The sequence below is a fragment of the Clostridium sp. DSM 17811 genome (assembly GCF_018861905.1).
In the GTDB taxonomy this organism is placed as follows: Bacteria; Bacillota; Clostridia; order Clostridiales; family Clostridiaceae; genus Clostridium_AD; species Clostridium_AD frigoriphilum.
In genome coordinates this window covers 1-16179 of sequence record NZ_JAHLDU010000033.1, presented here as the reverse complement: position 1 = coordinate 16179, position 16179 = coordinate 1, and the positions used below count along the sequence as shown (strand labels likewise).

15 protein-coding genes and 1 pseudogene are annotated in these 16179 nt (G+C 29.7%); 12 read left to right on the top strand and 4 right to left on the bottom strand.

Annotation, left to right across the window (positions count from 1 at the left end; translation table 11 throughout):
• Positions 1–483: 483 nt before the first annotated feature.
• From KPL44_RS21925 to KPL44_RS21905, 5 genes are all read left to right on the top strand, one after another.
• Positions 484–1968: a transglutaminase domain-containing protein gene (locus KPL44_RS21925; protein ID WP_216254898.1), complete on the top strand. Its 1485-nt coding sequence runs from the start codon at positions 484–486 to the stop codon at positions 1966–1968.
• A 289-nt stretch (positions 1969–2257) separates the two neighbouring features.
• Positions 2258–3691 (top strand): S-layer homology domain-containing protein, encoded by a 1434-nt coding sequence (locus KPL44_RS26125; RefSeq protein ID WP_216254896.1) that lies wholly within the window; start codon positions 2258–2260, stop codon positions 3689–3691.
• Between the two features lie 739 nt (positions 3692–4430).
• Complete coding sequence (locus tag KPL44_RS21915) at positions 4431–4664, top strand: hypothetical protein (RefSeq protein WP_216254894.1); 234 nt, start codon at positions 4431–4433, stop codon at positions 4662–4664.
• Positions 4665–5195: 531 nt separating this feature from the next.
• Positions 5196–5864 carry a hypothetical protein gene (locus tag KPL44_RS21910; protein ID WP_216254891.1) on the top strand — a complete coding sequence of 223 codons (669 nt, stop codon included), beginning with the start codon at positions 5196–5198 and terminating at the stop codon, positions 5862–5864.
• Between the two features lie 249 nt (positions 5865–6113).
• Positions 6114–7718: a tyrosine-type recombinase/integrase gene (locus KPL44_RS21905; protein ID WP_216254888.1), complete on the top strand. Its 1605-nt coding sequence runs from the start codon at positions 6114–6116 to the stop codon at positions 7716–7718.
• A 391-nt stretch (positions 7719–8109) separates the two neighbouring features.
• Here KPL44_RS21905 and KPL44_RS21900 read toward each other — a convergent pair whose 3' ends face one another.
• On the bottom strand, positions 8110–8358 hold the full coding sequence (locus KPL44_RS21900) for a tyrosine-type recombinase/integrase (protein WP_216254885.1): 249 nt from the start codon (positions 8356–8358) through the stop codon (positions 8110–8112).
• 13 nt (positions 8359–8371) lie between these two features.
• Between KPL44_RS21900 and KPL44_RS21895 the strand changes: the two genes are divergently transcribed.
• The 3 genes and pseudogenes from KPL44_RS21895 to KPL44_RS26120 all read left to right on the top strand — a co-directional run bounded on the left by KPL44_RS21895 (position 8372) and on the right by KPL44_RS26120 (position 9520).
• Positions 8372–8542 carry a hypothetical protein gene (locus KPL44_RS21895; RefSeq protein ID WP_216254883.1) on the top strand — a complete coding sequence of 57 codons (171 nt, stop codon included), beginning with the start codon at positions 8372–8374 and terminating at the stop codon, positions 8540–8542.
• 1 nt (position 8543) lies between these two features.
• On the top strand, positions 8544–8771 hold the full coding sequence (locus KPL44_RS25550) for a site-specific integrase (RefSeq protein WP_253201902.1): 228 nt from the start codon (positions 8544–8546) through the stop codon (positions 8769–8771).
• A 135-nt stretch (positions 8772–8906) separates the two neighbouring features.
• Positions 8907–9520: pseudogene (locus KPL44_RS26120) on the top strand (tyrosine-type recombinase/integrase).
• Positions 9521–9604: 84 nt separating this feature from the next.
• Here the strand turns inward: KPL44_RS26120 and KPL44_RS21885 are convergent.
• The gene (locus KPL44_RS21885) at positions 9605–9922 is read right to left on the bottom strand and encodes a hypothetical protein (protein ID WP_216254881.1); all 318 of its coding nucleotides are present in this window, start codon (positions 9920–9922) and stop codon (positions 9605–9607) included.
• A gap of 363 nt (positions 9923–10285) precedes the next feature.
• Here KPL44_RS21885 and KPL44_RS21880 point away from each other — a divergent pair, with 363 nt between their 5' ends.
• Entirely contained in the window at positions 10286–11761 is a 1476-nt protein-coding gene (locus KPL44_RS21880) for a phospholipase D-like domain-containing protein (RefSeq protein WP_216254878.1), read from the top strand.
• 38 nt (positions 11762–11799) lie between these two features.
• Here KPL44_RS21880 and KPL44_RS21875 read toward each other — a convergent pair whose 3' ends face one another.
• Positions 11800–12984 (bottom strand): hypothetical protein, encoded by a 1185-nt coding sequence (locus KPL44_RS21875; protein WP_216254876.1) that lies wholly within the window; start codon positions 12982–12984, stop codon positions 11800–11802.
• Between the two features lie 274 nt (positions 12985–13258).
• On the opposite strand from KPL44_RS21875, the gene KPL44_RS21870 reads away from it, so the two are divergent.
• The 3 genes from KPL44_RS21870 (at position 13259) to KPL44_RS21860 (ending at position 15223) form a co-directional block, all read left to right on the top strand.
• Positions 13259–13858 (top strand): recombinase family protein, encoded by a 600-nt coding sequence (locus tag KPL44_RS21870; protein ID WP_216254873.1) that lies wholly within the window; start codon positions 13259–13261, stop codon positions 13856–13858.
• A 799-nt stretch (positions 13859–14657) separates the two neighbouring features.
• Positions 14658–14867: a helix-turn-helix transcriptional regulator gene (locus KPL44_RS21865; protein ID WP_151553675.1), complete on the top strand. Its 210-nt coding sequence runs from the start codon at positions 14658–14660 to the stop codon at positions 14865–14867.
• 35 nt (positions 14868–14902) lie between these two features.
• Positions 14903–15223, top strand: a complete 321-nt coding sequence (locus KPL44_RS21860; RefSeq protein ID WP_216254870.1) for a DUF6442 family protein — start codon at positions 14903–14905, stop codon at positions 15221–15223.
• Positions 15224–15422: 199 nt separating this feature from the next.
• Here KPL44_RS21860 and KPL44_RS21855 read toward each other — a convergent pair whose 3' ends face one another.
• Entirely contained in the window at positions 15423–15719 is a 297-nt protein-coding gene (locus KPL44_RS21855) for a VOC family protein (protein ID WP_367302966.1), read from the bottom strand.
• Between the last annotated feature and the right edge of the window lie 460 nt (positions 15720–16179).

The following is a 16179-nucleotide window of genomic DNA, read 5'->3' as shown; positions in this document are numbered from 1 at the left end:
AACAATCATTAATGTATATATATTTGAACAAGTAAACAAAAGGAAACAATTAAAAAGGTAGTTACAATAGAATATAGAGACAGAGAGATACAAGCAATTAGGTTAAACATAATTAGATGTACTAAACTAAAACTAATGTAATAAATTAATAAGCAGGAGTAAATAAACCATCCACATAAGGAGATAAATATGTTGGTGGTTTATTTATTTTAGGGCTAGAGATAAACGAAATTATACATCTGAAATAATATTTAATAATAGCATTATATAAAACATAAATTAATAATATATGTGACAGTTTATAAGTACTAAAAGAACACAGTGATAAGGTTTTCGGCATTACAAAAAATTGTTATTGCAGATATAATAGGCATACGATATAATACGTTAATGGTAATTATTTAATATATTGTCTATTAGATACAATAAAGTAACCATGTATATAACAGGCACATTAGAGGTAATTAGGGGGGACATTAAAAAATGGCAAAGTCAATAAAGAAAATATTAGCAAAGTTACTAATGGCAACGATAGTAGCATCATCAACATTAACAGGTATAGCATCAGCACAAACTACACAATCATATAAAGATGATCCAATGTTTGGAGTAGGTGTAGAAAAATTAATATATGACAACTATAAAAAGGGAATAATGACAACATCAATAACTCTTAATGAGCAAACAGACTTAATGGACTGGAATTTAGATGCAGATATTTATGGAATGGTGTGGTTCAATGATGATATAAGATTAAGTTTTAAGCAAACTGATACAGGTACAGTAATAAAGTTCACAGTACAGAAGGCTGATGATTTTGCATGTGAGAATAGCCCGCAGTTAGAGTCTATAGCTAATACGATAGCATCTAAAGCAAATACATTTAGTACAGACAGAGAAAAGATAGCATATATCAATGACGAAGTAGTGAGCATGGTTAGTTATAACCACGGAACACGAGATGTAATTGATGGAAGTGCATATGGAGCGTTAGTAAATCATCAAGCAGTATGTGAGGGGTATGCAAAAGCGGTTCAATTATTATGCAGTAAGGTAGGAATACCATGTGTAAAAGCATACGGAGATAATCATATGTGGAATGAAGTTTATGTGGAAGGTAAATGGTTAATGGTAGATGCTACATGGAATGACACAGGAAATAACAGAAAAATATTTTTAATACCAGGATATAAACAATCAGATACTGGGCTAGATGAATTTTCAATAGTACATCATATACAAAGTAATTCAGGAAATGCATATATGAAAAAGGAGCAAGAAATATTAGCACCTGGTTCTACAGGTCAAACTTATAACTTTGATATAAGTAAGCATTTAGAAACAACAGATACAATTCCAGTAGTTACACCTCCAGTAGATACTAATATATCAGTAATGCCAATATTATCAAACTCAGTATCAATAGCAAATAATGCATCAGGTAGTGCAGTAGTAGTAACATTAAATAATAGTGCATTCAAGCAAGGTGATGTAGTAAATGTGTATACGAATGTATTAATAGATAATGTATTAGGCAAGGGAACAGTAGATATATCAAAGCCAACTACAACAATAAATACAGTTGATAGAGTTTATAAGAATGGAGATTCGTTATTTATGACAGTACAGAGTGTAGGAAAACATGAAAGTAAGGCAGTAAAATATGTATTTACGGCTGATAATATAACTTCACCAGTAGTAACGCCACCAATTGTAGTTATTACTCCAGTAACAACCACAACAACAATAACTAATAGTGTGGATTTAGCCAAGGTAGTAAGTGGTAGTGTAGTAATAGGAAATAAAGCATATGACTTATCTTATGCAAATGATGCTAGTAATGTGGATAAAATAAGCAAAGATATAATTGGGGGTGGAAAAGTATACGTTAAAGACTTCTCAGGAAACTGGTTAGATAACAGCACAGGTAAGACTATAGACATTAGTAGTATAAAATTAGCATCTTAAAGATATAGAATAGCGTTTATAGGAAGTTAATAAAACAAGATAAAGAGTGTACTTATTTTTTTAGGTGCACTCTTTTTATTCTTAAAAATAGCAATAAATACAGTTAATATAGTAAGTTAAAGGGTTTTAGGTTAGACACCAAATAAACTAATTCTAGCTTATGAAACTGCTTATTGCACTTATAATAAGTGTACGTTATAATATTTTATAGGAAATATTTTCATATATTGTTTATTAAAATGCAAAAAAGCTAACATATGTAAAACAAAGATTACAAGGGGGATATTAAGTGAAGAAATTATCAACTATAACTAAAGGTTTAATTTGCGCTTTTTTATTTACGCTAATAATTATACCTAACAATGCTTTTGCAAGTACTAGCATTAAGAATGTTACTGCCATTAATGGTAAAGTAACGGTAATATTTAATGGTGTGACTGCAACACCTAAAGTAACAGATTTCGTTTTGGTTCAGTCAATAGGTAACACGAACCTAAAAACGGTAAAGGTAGCAAAAGTCACTATGGATGTAACAAAAAAAATTGCTACATTAACCGTACCAATAGTAGCTAAAACATCAGTAGGTCAAAGCGTAGTTTTCAGAATGTCATATAAAAATGGTACAAAGGTTATTGCGCCAGCATTCGTTGTAGCTAAGGAAGTTATAGCGGAAGTACCAGCAATATACAATACAACTGTATCAAGAGATTTAATATATGCAAATGTACCATCTTATACAGGAAAGAATATAGCTGAATCAGACAGACCAATAGCAGATGGGGTACAAAAGATGCTAGGGATAGAATTAGACACTGGATATAGAGGAAGAAATAATTGGATGAATTTAAAGGAGACATGGGAATTAAATAATTTTCCTCAGCTAAGGGCTACAATGGATAAAGCATTTGGAACAACAGTAAATGTAAAAGACAAGTCATTAGGTGTAAATACTAAGAAAGGAATTTTATATGCAGGAGGAAGAGATGCTGTTCTATCATCAATGTTAAGACGTGAGAATTTCCAGACAGCAATACAACAACCGGATGTAAAAGAAGCATTAAGAACAGCGGCTTCACAAGCATACACAGATATAACAGGTGATGAATGGTATGCACCCTATGCAGCATTAGAAACATACTTTGGTTTAACAGCAGGAAAAGAAGAGGGTATATATGGAGCAAATGAGCCAATATCAAGAGCGGAGTTCTCAGTATTGCTAGACAGATCAAATACTAGAGCATCAGCAATATATGTAACAAACGCTGATTATTTAGCAGAAGACATAGGATTAGAATATTACACACCATATGTTAAAAATACGCAAGATGCAGTATTAATGAACACAAACTTTGGTCTAGATAAATCAAACATAACTAAACCAATGTCAAGACTAGAAGGAATATATGCAGTAACAAATTTTGTATATACAGATGCTGTACTAGAAATAAACAGCAGTGAAGCACCAGTTAAAACTTCTTATTTTAAAGATACTAAGAATGGTGGAGATATATATCTTAAATACAAAGGTAATGTAGATACAGCTTTAAAATACGAGATAGCAAATAAAGTAATGGATAGTACTGATGTAAAAGTACTAAATTTAGCAGCAGAGAAAGGAATAGTAGAGGCTGATTCAAAAGGAAATTCAAATTGGTATAACGTAATGACAAGAGCAGAAGCAATAAAAATGATAGTAGATGGAATAATGGGAGGAAGTTTATAGGAGTAAAGTATTAGGCTATATAATATAAATAGGATAAAAAGGTGAGCAATTAGAAATTAATAGCTGACCTTTTTATTGCCTAAAATTAAAGCATTAAGGATATAAAGATAATATTAAATAAAGAATGGGAGGAAGATATATGATTAACAGAAGAGACATAAAGAACATAGCAGTATTAGTGAATTAGTTTAATAGGTATGCAATTAAATATATACCTGTTTAATTGAGAAAGTTTAATAAAATTTAAAATATATAACATATGAATAAAAGTAAAGGCATAAACAGCAAACATTTAATAAACGAAGGAGAATCATTAAATATATACAAGTAGCTAAAAACAAATAGCACTTACTGCATTTACAACAATATCTAATAAATATAATATGTTGTGATTGATTAAAGGAGAGAGTAATAATTTAAAATTACTAATGAAAAAACACTATATTCATTAGCAGTTTTTTATAGTATACAGTGGTGTCGAAAATTAATAAAAATAAAAGTAATGAAAAATTAAGAGAAAAAGAGTTTGAGAAATAAATATTAAATAAAAAAGTGATTAGAAAAATGTGAAAATGATATAGTGATATAAAAATATAGTGTTTGTGTTTAAACGAGTCGTATCAAGTGAAAAGAATTGTAGGTGAAATATATTGTTTAACAGATTAAAACAAACCACACAGAGCTTAAAAACAAGCCTAATTATGAGAGAGAGTAGTAAGTAAATGAGGAGGTATTAATTATGTTGTTAGTATATAAGAAGAATGATATCAGTGTCAATCAGATTAGTAACATGACTTTTGTAATATCAGCAGTTGGGTATGGAGATCTACTTAAATTTAAGTTAGTAGCTGATGGTAAATTCATGGAGAGCAATAGAGTTAAAGAGAATAATAAATACATGGAGGCGTTGGTAAAATGTGTGGAAGCCAGGATTAGGATTAGAATTAGAGGAAACAGTAATCAACAATTATAGACATATAAAAATTATAATAACAATATAGGTTACTAGAAAGTGATGTATGAAAAGTCGATTCATGAATTATATAAATATAACTTGCATATTTAAACTGTAAAAAGCTATGAAATTAAGAGACACTAATCTTAAATTTCATAGCTTTTATTTTTTATTAAACAATTTGAAATATCTCAAATAATAAATTAATTAGAAACCTATTTTGAGACATCCCATTTCTACTTGGAAAAGGCTAAAGATAGTATTATTTTATTACGGAAAAGACCTAAAAAAGAGCACTAAAGTTAATAAATAATGTACTAAGAGATTCAAAAGTATTAAGTAAATTTAGAAACATGTAATCTTCGAAATGAATGTAGTAAGGGGTTTTATGAGTTTAAAAGTATTAAAAACAGGAGGTATTTGATGAATTAAAAACTAAATGGCTAAGGTATAAAGAATACAAAAATTTTAAAATTATGTTTATTAGTGTATTTAAGTGAAAAGGTGTAGAGCGGACATGTGAAAATAATTGATGAGGAGTGGGGATTAATGAAGGGAAACATATTAGCGCAGCTAAAAGAAATAATTTATGCATTTGTGGATTCTGAGGGGCGTATCTTAGATAAGCCAAAGCCATATACTATTAATACAATTAAGCTTAACAAAAGAAGAAACGACTTTATAAGGCAGTTTATAGACTTGTTATTAAATACGAAATTTATTACAAATGAGTCCAAAATATATTTATTAAATAAAAATTATACTATGAGAAATGTACATGAAGAGATACAGAAATTAGGCTCAAGGATAGCCTATCGAACAGTCACAGCTAAACTATACTATGACTCAACAAAAATAGCATCGGTATTTACATCTAAAATGCTTACAGAGATCCTATTTTATGATAAGGCAAATATGGACATGTACGAAGAAGCTTTGGCTGACGTGTTAAATAAGTACTCCAATAAAAAAATTCTACATGAAAATATAGGATTGAAATTGCCTAAGACAAAATTGAATAATAGTTTATCAGACGATGAATTTAATGACTTTCTACAGATAATAAAGCCTTATTTAAAATCTCAAATTAATTTTATTTATGACAACATTAATAAACGTTCGATTGGTTATGCAGAGTACCTACTTTCTAGCACACTACTTTCAGATATCCAGAAGGAGCAGAAGAACTTATTGTTAGAATGTTTAGTGGGTGATTAATTAAACAGATTTATGACTAGTTACAAGAAACAAAAATTTTATAATAAAAAAGATATTACCATGGTTATTAGAAATAACAAAAAAATTTAGTTCGTTTTATATGCTAGTTATGTAAGAGTTAAGAGGGTGATTTAATCTAAACATTACAATTGTTTGGACATTTTAAGGAACGTATTTAGATTTCATAATAAGCAAGTAAATAAGCAGTTAGATATTAAGTTACATAAAAGATGAAAGGATGATAATTTTATGGAACTTATTAAAGAAAGTAAAAGAAAATTAATGTACACATTAAAGGAGACTGCTGAAAAGCTTGGAGCTGATATTGAGCAGGTAAAAGACCTTATAGATTGTGGAGAGCTAACTGCTGTGGGTAGTAAAAAGGAACTAGTAAAATTTGTAGACTTGAGTAGATTTATTAATGGAGAAATTGCATTAGTAGAAAATGAAGAAAGACCTATTGATTTAATTGGCTATCAGCGTTACCCTCATACCAATTCAAATGAGATTAAAGATTTGAGTGATGAGGAGTGGGTAATAATGGAAAAAGCAGGAGTTAAAGAAATAAAGGCTTATTGGAATGAACAAAGGAAAAAATGGTGTATGGCTTTAAGCCTTGGTTATGATGAAAACCATAAACGTATGAGAAAGGTAATAACCGCTGATACACAACAAGAATTATGGGTAAAACATGGTGAATTTCAATGTGAAAATAAAGTTTTACCTGTGGAAGAGACAGCACCGGTTATTTATTCTGCTTTTGTCAAAGAACCAAAACATCCTAAAGCGGAGATGTGTTTTAAAGATTATATTACTGAATATTTAGAAAGTATAGATGGTAGAGATAGTTCAAGAACCTTTGATACAAAAGTAAATGCATCTCGTCATATTACTGAAGCTTTAGGGAATTATAAAATGTGCGAAATTGACTGTTTTAAACTAAGTAAATTTATTAATTCATTAACCCAAAAGAACTATGGAAAGGGTGGGAAATCTAAACCTTTTAGTCAAAGCTCGATTAATAAGATTTATGATATTTTGAGTGTAATAATTAGGTATGCTTCGAGTTTGGGTGGGGGAGAAATAATTACAAAGGGTTTAATGGAGGAAGTAAAGAAACCAAGATCTAAGGCATATAAAGATAAGAAAAATTTAGCATTTAAGAGGGAGGAATATACAAAGATTTCTGAAATTATAAAAGAAAATAATATGATGCATGTTTGGGTAAACATCTTAATGTATTTAGGATTAAGACCCTCAGAAGGATTGGCGTTAAAATTCAGCGACGTTGATTATGAAAGTGGCATGCTAAACATTGAAAGGACTCTAAGTCATGAGATAAAACATGATGTTGCATCTCAAAAGAGAAAAGGAGTATCTATTGCAATAATTACAGATTTAAAGAATGTACGTGATAGAGGAGAGTCTGAATTTCAAATTCGTAAACTTAAAATTGGTAAAAATTTATTGAGTATACTTAAAAATTGGGAAGAGGAAGTAAAAGGAAATACTAAACTAATGCAGATGAAATGTAAAAATGGAACAGAAGAATTTTTATTTTGCGGAAGTAAAGGTCAAATGTGGAAATATAGTGATTACAGTCAAGTATATGAAAGACTTTTGAAAAAGCATGGATTAAATGTAAGTGAATACAATTTATACAAGTTTAGACATAGTTTTTGTACAGAATGTTTTAGAAAGAATATTAATTTGAAGACTGTACAAATGTTAATGGGAGATAATGACGGAAAAATGGTAACACGCATATATGCAAATATGAATAAGGAAGACTTGCATAAAGGTGGCGAAACATTATCTGAACACATAGATTCAATTCTTGAAGGCATAAGGTAAATCGAGACAAATAGAATATTTAATAAAGTTTATTTGCGTTATTGGCAAACAGTGGCAAACAAAAATAGCATATTATATACCGAATTGGTATTGTAAATGCTGTTTTTATACATTAATGGGTATAAAACAGGACTGTTAATGTATATTTATTCTGTTATAATGTATAAATATACAATGGCGATATATATTGACGTATTGCCTACGAACCAGTTGGTCGCAGGTTCGACTCCTGTCCGACGCACCATGACGAATGTAGGCATCTCAAAGGTTTGAGGTGCCTATCACTTTTTTTGTATAACATGACAAACATTAAATTGGCGTTTATTTGGTGTTTATTGATACAATAAAACACAAAAGATTACTATAGAATACGATAAGAAAGCAGAGATTTTTATAATCCCTGCTTTTTATTTCGTTCTTTTTTATTAAATAGATTTTCAAGTTTATATGCTGCTGCTGAATCTGATCTTTGTAGGCTGTGACTATATATATCCATAGTTGTCGAAGTTCTAGCATGACCAAGTCTTTTAGATACTGTACTTACATCTACATTTTGGCTAATCAATATGGTAGCGTAGGTGTGTCTTAGTAAATCTAAACGTTTGGATTTATTAAGACATAATTTTGCTGTTAAATGCATTAAACGCTGGGTTATGGCAGGAGAAGAACTTACAAATATACTACCTTACCTTGCTGCATATATGGGACATTCCGATTTCAGAGGTACTCAGTATTATCTGAGGCTAACAGGTGATTTATATCCTAACATCATCAGTAGTACAGAAGCCGCGTTCAATTACGTCATTCCAAAAGGAGGTATATAACATGAAGGAAGCTGATTTCCCCAAGTACCTGTCATATTTTTTTTCAAAATACCTCCCCGGCCAGAAAAATGCCAGTAGACACACAATAGCTTCTTACAGAGATACATTAAAACTGTTTCTGATATTCTGTGAAGAAGAGAAATCAATGCACCCCGAAAGAATACGGATGTCTCACATGACGACAGAATTGATTATTAACTATCTAGACTGGCTTGAGAAAAAAAGATGATGTGCTATTTCCACACGTAACCAGAGACTAGCTGTATTTCATTCTTTATTACGGTATGTACTGAAAGAATCACTAGAGAATCTGTATGAACTCCATAAAAGTCTTTCCATCCCAAGCAAGAAACATCCTAAGCCAATGATTTCATACCTGACCGGCCCAAAAATGAAAATCCTATTAAACCAACCAGATTGTTCTAATTACGAAGGCTTCCGTGATATGGTGCTATTTTGTGTGTTATACGATACCGGTGCAAGGGTGCAAGAACTTACGGACATTAAAGTCAAAGACATTCGTGTTTCGTCACCTGTGGTTATAACACTTTATGGAAAACATAGAAAAGTGAGGCAGGTTCCACTTATGGGTAAAACATCGGAACTACTAACAAGATATCTAGATATAAAAAAGTATCATCCTGGAATTGCAAAGGCAAATAATTATATTTTCGTAAACAAAAAAAACAGAAACTATCCCAGTGGGGAATTTTATATATTTTAAATAAATATGTGGAAATGGCGAAGGATAATCCTTTATTTGCAGTAAAATTAGCTGTGACACCACATGTGCTTCGCCATGCTAAATCAATGCACCTGATACAGTCCGGAGTAAACCTAATTTATATACGTGATTTCCTGGGACATGTAGACTGTTCTACAACCGAAATATATGCAAGAGCAGATAGCGGAATGAAAAGAAAGGCAATTGAAACTGCATATACTAATTTAGTTCCGGATATTATTCCGAGGTGGTAAGAAGATGGTGATTTGATGAACTGATTGAATTCCTTGTGTGAGTAGTTTTAAAGTTGTTGATATTATGGTGAGTGATTTAAGATATTATACTGTTAACAAGAAGTATAATGTACTACACTCACCATAATCTCTTGATCCATGGAAGTTAACTTCAGGAAGTAAGTATTTTTCTTTATCTGAGATTTTATCATCTTTGGTTATTAACTCGTTATGTTTTCTAAGGAAAATTAAAAACCATTTGCTGATTGTACTTAAGAAAATAGCTTTGCCATCATATGTGGTAAATAAAAAAGAGTTTTCTTTATGCCATAATTCACCTAAATTTAGTTTTTCCTCTGATTGCCACAGTTTATATTTTTTTAATAGTTCTATTACTGAAACTGGAACGGAGATTAATCTCATTGTTTTAGTTTTAGTACTTTTGTGAAAGTTTCTCTACCAGGTAAGTGTTGTAATGAATTATCAATGTTTATAGTAAAATTTTCAAGGTCGATGTCACTCCAGGTTAAGGCTGTTAGGTCTCCTTGCCTCATGCCACTAAAAATAGATAATACTATCATCGTACGATATTTAAGCATAAAAAGTGATATAAATAAAGGATTTAATAATGTGATACATAATATGTAATATATGATATACTGTACTGAATTTTTAATGTTTATGTTATATTTTTTTATATTTCACAATAACTTAAAATGTAAGTAATTATAATACTACAATTTTAAACAATTTGGAAATGAGTTAAAAAAATTGGGGCGAAATGCAATGAAATTGCTAATTACAAATTCAAAAGACAAAGGAGATTATCTTATTGATACTCTTAATAAGTTTTGGTACAGTAAATGGGCTTCTATAGCCACTCCATTTTTTACTGAAAACGCATTTTTAGATACCCTTATCAAAAACAAATGCAATATAAGATTAATTGTGCGTTTATGCGTTGTAACATCGCCTAGTGCTCTAGAAAAAATTCTACATTGTGATAATGTTACTATAAAATTTTATATTGATCAGCATTTTCATTCTAAAATTTATATTTTGAATAAATCTCTTATTATTGTAGGTTCAAGCAATTTCACTAATGGAGGATTGAAGAATAATCGCAGAATTAATATTGGTATTGATAAGGAGGACGAGTGTTTTGATGGTTTAGATAGTTTGTTTGAAGAATACTGGGGCACAGCAAAGTTATTAACACCTGAAAAGTTAGAAAAGTTCAGAAACATTATTGTTAATCATCAGAATGATGCTTTTAAAATTGATAATAGTATTGCTAAGGCGTTAAAAGATAGTTTGTATGAAGAATCACAAAATGAAGATGGAACTGATGGCGGAGAAGAAAATAAAGATGAGATGAGCCATAGGCCGCCGTTATCAGAGGAACATAAAAGAAAAATTTCAGAGGGAAATATAGGAAGGAAACATACCCCGTTATCTGAAGAGGGTAAGATGGCACAAGCGGAAGCGATGAGGAATGAGTTATCAAAACCTGTTGTTTGCCTTAATACAGGAATCAAATATAGCTCAATGAAAGAGGCTTCAAAAACAATATACAATTCTACACGTGGATATGGGTATATCAGCGATGTATGCAGAGAGATTAAAACCCATTATAAGAAAAAGATATGGCGATTTGAAGAAGATTATAGAATGATGACAAAGGAGGAAATTGATAGACTTTTATCTGAATTAACAAAAATATTTGAAGGTACAACGATAATTAAGGAAAAAAGAAAAATGAGTTTTAGAGCTATTTCAGCATTGATTAGCCAATATAAAAGAATGGGTTGCTCCTTTTTTAAAATAATTTCAAACAGTGGTGAAGAGTATGTCTATTTTGCAGACTATTTTCAAAAGAGTTTAAATAAAAAATTAATTGAAGATGAGCCTGTTGGTAAATCTGTTGAAGATATAAAAGACTATTATGAGAGTGTGTTTAATATAAAAATAGGTGATGCAATGATTGTTGATATAATAGCATCCAAGAAAAGTGTTTTTTATGAATTTGAGGGTGAATATTATAAGTCTAAACAGTATATATGCAATAGCAGCAACCATCTCTCCTATGATGATGTTGTAACAAGAAAAGATGCCCTACGGCTTATTAATGACAAAAACATCAAATTTCTTGGAGGAATAACTGTTGAAGATATTTATAGTTCCCAAAAAAAATATTATTATCAAAAAAACAAGACTATATTTAGATATGAGTATGATTATGTGAATGAACATATAAAGTAATAGTTTTATAGCTTAGAATAAACTTATAGTTATATTCGTTAAAGTTTTCTAGGGATAGAATTAAATCCTTCATCACCGATTTTAAGCAATTTATTAAAGAAAAACTCACTAATAACTGTCTGAGGAAGATCAATAATTCTGCTGTATTTTAAAATATCCCAATTATTAATTATGGCTCTTTCAGCATATCTTTGACAAGCTCCAATAACAGAATTAGCTGCCTGCTGTCTACTAACCTTATTTTCTTGATAATATCTTGTTGAACTTGTAATACCTTTATATATAATTCCAAAAACTTGAGAAGTCGAAAATTCATTTAAAAGATCATCAAAGATAGAAATTGTTTTTTCTCCGGGATTAAAACTAAAATGCACTTTTTCCATCTGATACTTTAAGTACTGAAGACATTCAGCAAGGGCTATTTCCTTCCAAATTGAAGCCACCATTATATTACTGATGATATCAATATCAGGTGGGTTCATTAGGTATTTCAAAACTGTATCTCTTTGTGAAGATTTTCCAACATTCAAATAATAATTAACAGAATACCTATAATACGTATAAGGAAAATCAACATCTTCTTCGTCAACAAATGCTCCAATGTCTGAATTTGGGTGTATAACAATTATATTTTTTGATTTCAATGATTGTATAATTTCTTCCATTAGATCTTCTGTAGGTGATAATTCACGTTTTGCCTTACCTACTGCTTCAATATACTGCATATCCTCTGATAAGCTTAGTCTTAATAAAGACCCTATGTACAATCTGTCTCTAAATGTTAAATCAGCCATTTCAATAGGTACAATATCGTGTAATTCAAAAACTTCATTAATTACTTGTCTCTTCTTTAGTTCCATTTCCTTTTTCTGCGTAATTTCTTTAAGCTGTGCTTCTTTTCTTCTTTCTGAACATGAATCACACCTACAGTTAGTAGTTTCACTATGACCACATACAGAGCATTTTGGGTTTCGCTTTGATGAAGACGAAGTTCTAGATTTTCGTTCTATTATCATAGCTATATTACAATTTGGACAAAATGTATCATCGCATATCTCTGGTGGAAACAGTAAACATAGTTGACTTGGAATTGTATTAATTTTATACTCTTCTATTAGTGAAGTTATCTTTTCATTATTATAATATCTTATCATTAACTCATTTAGTTCATCTTCTGTTAAATGTTTTAGTTTTTGGTTTACTTCATAATTAGTATTACTCATTAGTATCATCCTCTATTTTAAATTTAGTATTTATTTAAATATAGTTTACCATAAATACTTATATAATTGCATTAACGAATTTTGTCCAAGTAACAAAGGTGGGAACGTATAAGCGTATACAATAACATTAGTTAAATGATACTATGAAAAAGACAGATAATATCCTCTATAAACCCACTCAATTGATTGCAAAAGTGTATCATACGGTTTCGTAGGTTTTATGATATTATTAGTAATAAATTAAACAACAAATAATTTGTGGGGAGTTGTAAGCGTGAATAGTGTATATGCTTATATTAGGGTTAGCACCAAAGAGCAAAATACAGATCGTCAACATGAAGCCTTAAAAGAGTATGCTACTTCAAATAAGCTAAAATACAAAATCGTATTTGAAGATAGAGCAAGTGGTAAAGATTTCGAAAGATTACAGTATAAAGCATTAAAAGAAATAGTTAAAATAGGAGATACAATTATAATAAAAGAACTTGATAGGTTAGGACGTAACTTCATGGATACACCAAAGGAACTGCAATATTTCTTTGAGAGAAATATAAAAGTAATAATACTTGATACGCCATTAGTAAGCACAGGAGACACCAAATTAGATTATACGATAAACAATATGCTTATTAATTTCTTGTCTTATATAGCTGATAAGGAGCGGGAGAAAATACAGGGTAGAGTTATAGAGGGATTAAAGAATGCTAAGGCTAAAGGCATTAAGTTGGGTAGACCTAATAGAATTTTACCAGAAGACTTCAAGAAGTATTATAGTAAGTGGAAAGATAAAGAAATAACCGGAGTTGAATTTGCAAAATTATTGAGCGTAAGCAAAGCGACATTATATAGATATATAAAAGAATATGAAATGTAAGAGAGGGTTAATACCTTCTTTTTTTATGGAATGGATTAATTGATTTATAATACATTGAATGTTGCAAGTTAACACGTTATGTTACATTCAGAATGAAATTTTTAAGGAATGATCAATAGACCCAATGTGAAAGTAACACAATTAGTAGTGTGTTACTTTCAAAATATCAATATACACTTAAATCAAGTAGTCCTATATCATTAGATATGGGGTACTTGCAATGGGGGAATATTTTAAGGTATTATTCTTTTTCTCTACTCTTTTTTGTTCTTATCTTATTTATAATAAGTAGGAATATTAAATAGTAAATAATCAAAATAACCATATCACAAAAGAATTTTAAAGAAAATAATGGTGCGTTATCGAAACTGAAATTTCCAAAAGAATAAGTAATTCCTTTTAATAAATAAGCAAAGAATATTGCAATTGTTGTATAAATCGACTGTTTTATAATAATAAAATCTCCCTTCAACAAATATATATTAATGCAACATAGAATACGAGTATGACATAAAATATACACTTAAATCAAGTGCCCCCATATCCAATGATATGAGGGCTATTTGTGATGAAATATATGAATATTCTGACTTTAATCCTTTGTGTGTTGTGTTAGTTGCCTTACCCCTATAACAAATGAAAACCATAGATACTCTTATAATTTTGACAAGTTATATTGAAAATTTGACAACATAAATTGTCAAAAGGGCTAAATAGTGATATATTATATTTTAGCATTATCGTTTCTCTTGAACCTTTAATGAGCTTTGTTTTTACAACAATTAAGGAAGTGTACTTTATGAAGGAAGAATTAATATTAAAAAACAAACTTAAAATAGCTAGGGCAGAGAATAATCTATCCCAAGGAGATTTAGCTGAAATGGTTGGTGTTTCCAGACAAACAATTAGTTCAATAGAAACAGGGCAATTTAATCCGACTGCAAAATTAGCATTGATATTTTGCATTGCATTAGATAAAAAATTCGAAGATTTATTTTACTTTGAGTAGACTAATGAGCAATAGTAAAGGAAGGTAGTTTAATCATGAATAAAGAAGAAATTTTAGAAAAAAGCAAACGTGAAAATTTATGGGAAGATGAAAGAACTAAGCAAGTTACAATTAAATCAGAAAACTATGCATCATCAATAGGAACTATTATATTAGTATTAGTTACATTATGGAAAATGTTTCGTAAAATGCCGCACAATGATTTAATGGCAATTATTGGGATTCAAATTGCAATTGCTTCTCTTTATAAGTATAAAAATAAAACAGAAAACAAGCTATATTTAGTTACAGGCATTATGATGTTGTTTGCCTCTATTATATTTTTATTAGATTTCTTTATTAATGGAGTTGGATAGTCCAGGGATGAAATTCATAGACAACTTTCTAGTATTCCTCACCCTAAGAATATGTAATAGCCTCAATGTGAAAGTAACTCAATTGGTATTGTGTTACATTTAGAATAATACGCAATTAATAAATTACCCATATATCATTAGATATATGGGTAATTGTAACTAGCATATAAGAAAGTTGCGAAACATGTTTTATAATTTTTCAAGGTTTATTTTTATATTCAACATATTCAACTATAGCTCCATCTAAATGTTTTACAGTCATATTCATTCCAGTTGGAACTACTTTTAAATCTCTTATAACTGTTGCTCCGTTATTTAACAAAAAATCTTTGAATTCAATAATAGAATCCACTAAAAATGTTGCTTTAGTATCTTTAAAAGGCTTTAGTGCTTCATCTGAACCACTTATAATTAAAATATTTCCTACTTGTGCTAATTTTAAATTTGCTTCAGAATATGTAAATCTCATATTACATTTTTCATAATATTTTTTCATAAAATTTTATTGATTGGTCAATATCACTTACATAAAATCGATTTAAAATTTGTTTTATTTTCATTGCAATCCTCCCAATAAAAACTTATTTATATAACCATGATCCCTTTACAATTTCGACTAATAATATATATTTAATTATACTATATTGCCTTATCTAAGAGTCAGAATAATAATTATAAAATGAATGAAAAACCGGTAAAAGTTCGTATTACATTAACCTAGAGTTCGTTTGTTTTATATTGAGGTCATTGAAGCTAGTCATATAGCCAGAGTTCGTTTTACGGATAAAGAACTAAACCGCTAAAAACGGTGGCAGACGAGTGCTAATCATATTAATTTAATTTTCACTTAAATAAAATAGAAAGAAGTATCTTATTTGACTAAGATACTTCTTTATTATAATACACACTTCCTATAAACTTTTATTGTCGAAATAAAAAATAAGGAAGTGTTATTA

Coding starts and splice junctions, on each gene's coding strand:
- KPL44_RS21925 (WP_216254898.1), top strand. CDS start 484: ATGGCAAAGTCAATAAAGAAAATATTAGCAAAGTTACTAATGGCAACG.
- KPL44_RS21915 (WP_216254894.1), top strand. CDS start 4,431: ATGTTGTTAGTATATAAGAAGAATGATATCAGTGTCAATCAGATTAGT.
- KPL44_RS21910 (WP_216254891.1), top strand. CDS start 5,196: ATGAAGGGAAACATATTAGCGCAGCTAAAAGAAATAATTTATGCATTT.
- KPL44_RS21905 (WP_216254888.1), top strand. CDS start 6,114: ATGGAACTTATTAAAGAAAGTAAAAGAAAATTAATGTACACATTAAAG.
- KPL44_RS21900 (WP_216254885.1), bottom strand. CDS start 8,358: ATGCATTTAACAGCAAAATTATGTCTTAATAAATCCAAACGTTTAGAT.
- KPL44_RS21895 (WP_216254883.1), top strand. CDS start 8,372: ATGGCAGGAGAAGAACTTACAAATATACTACCTTACCTTGCTGCATAT.
- KPL44_RS25550 (WP_253201902.1), top strand. CDS start 8,544: ATGAAGGAAGCTGATTTCCCCAAGTACCTGTCATATTTTTTTTCAAAA.
- KPL44_RS21885 (WP_216254881.1), bottom strand. CDS start 9,922: ATGAGATTAATCTCCGTTCCAGTTTCAGTAATAGAACTATTAAAAAAA.
- KPL44_RS21880 (WP_216254878.1), top strand. CDS start 10,286: ATGAAATTGCTAATTACAAATTCAAAAGACAAAGGAGATTATCTTATT.
- KPL44_RS21875 (WP_216254876.1), bottom strand. CDS start 12,984: ATGAGTAATACTAATTATGAAGTAAACCAAAAACTAAAACATTTAACA.
- KPL44_RS21865 (WP_151553675.1), top strand. CDS start 14,658: ATGAAGGAAGAATTAATATTAAAAAACAAACTTAAAATAGCTAGGGCA.
- KPL44_RS21860 (WP_216254870.1), top strand. CDS start 14,903: ATGAATAAAGAAGAAATTTTAGAAAAAAGCAAACGTGAAAATTTATGG.
- KPL44_RS21855 (WP_367302966.1), bottom strand. CDS start 15,719: ATGAAAAAATATTATGAAAAATGTAATATGAGATTTACATATTCTGAA.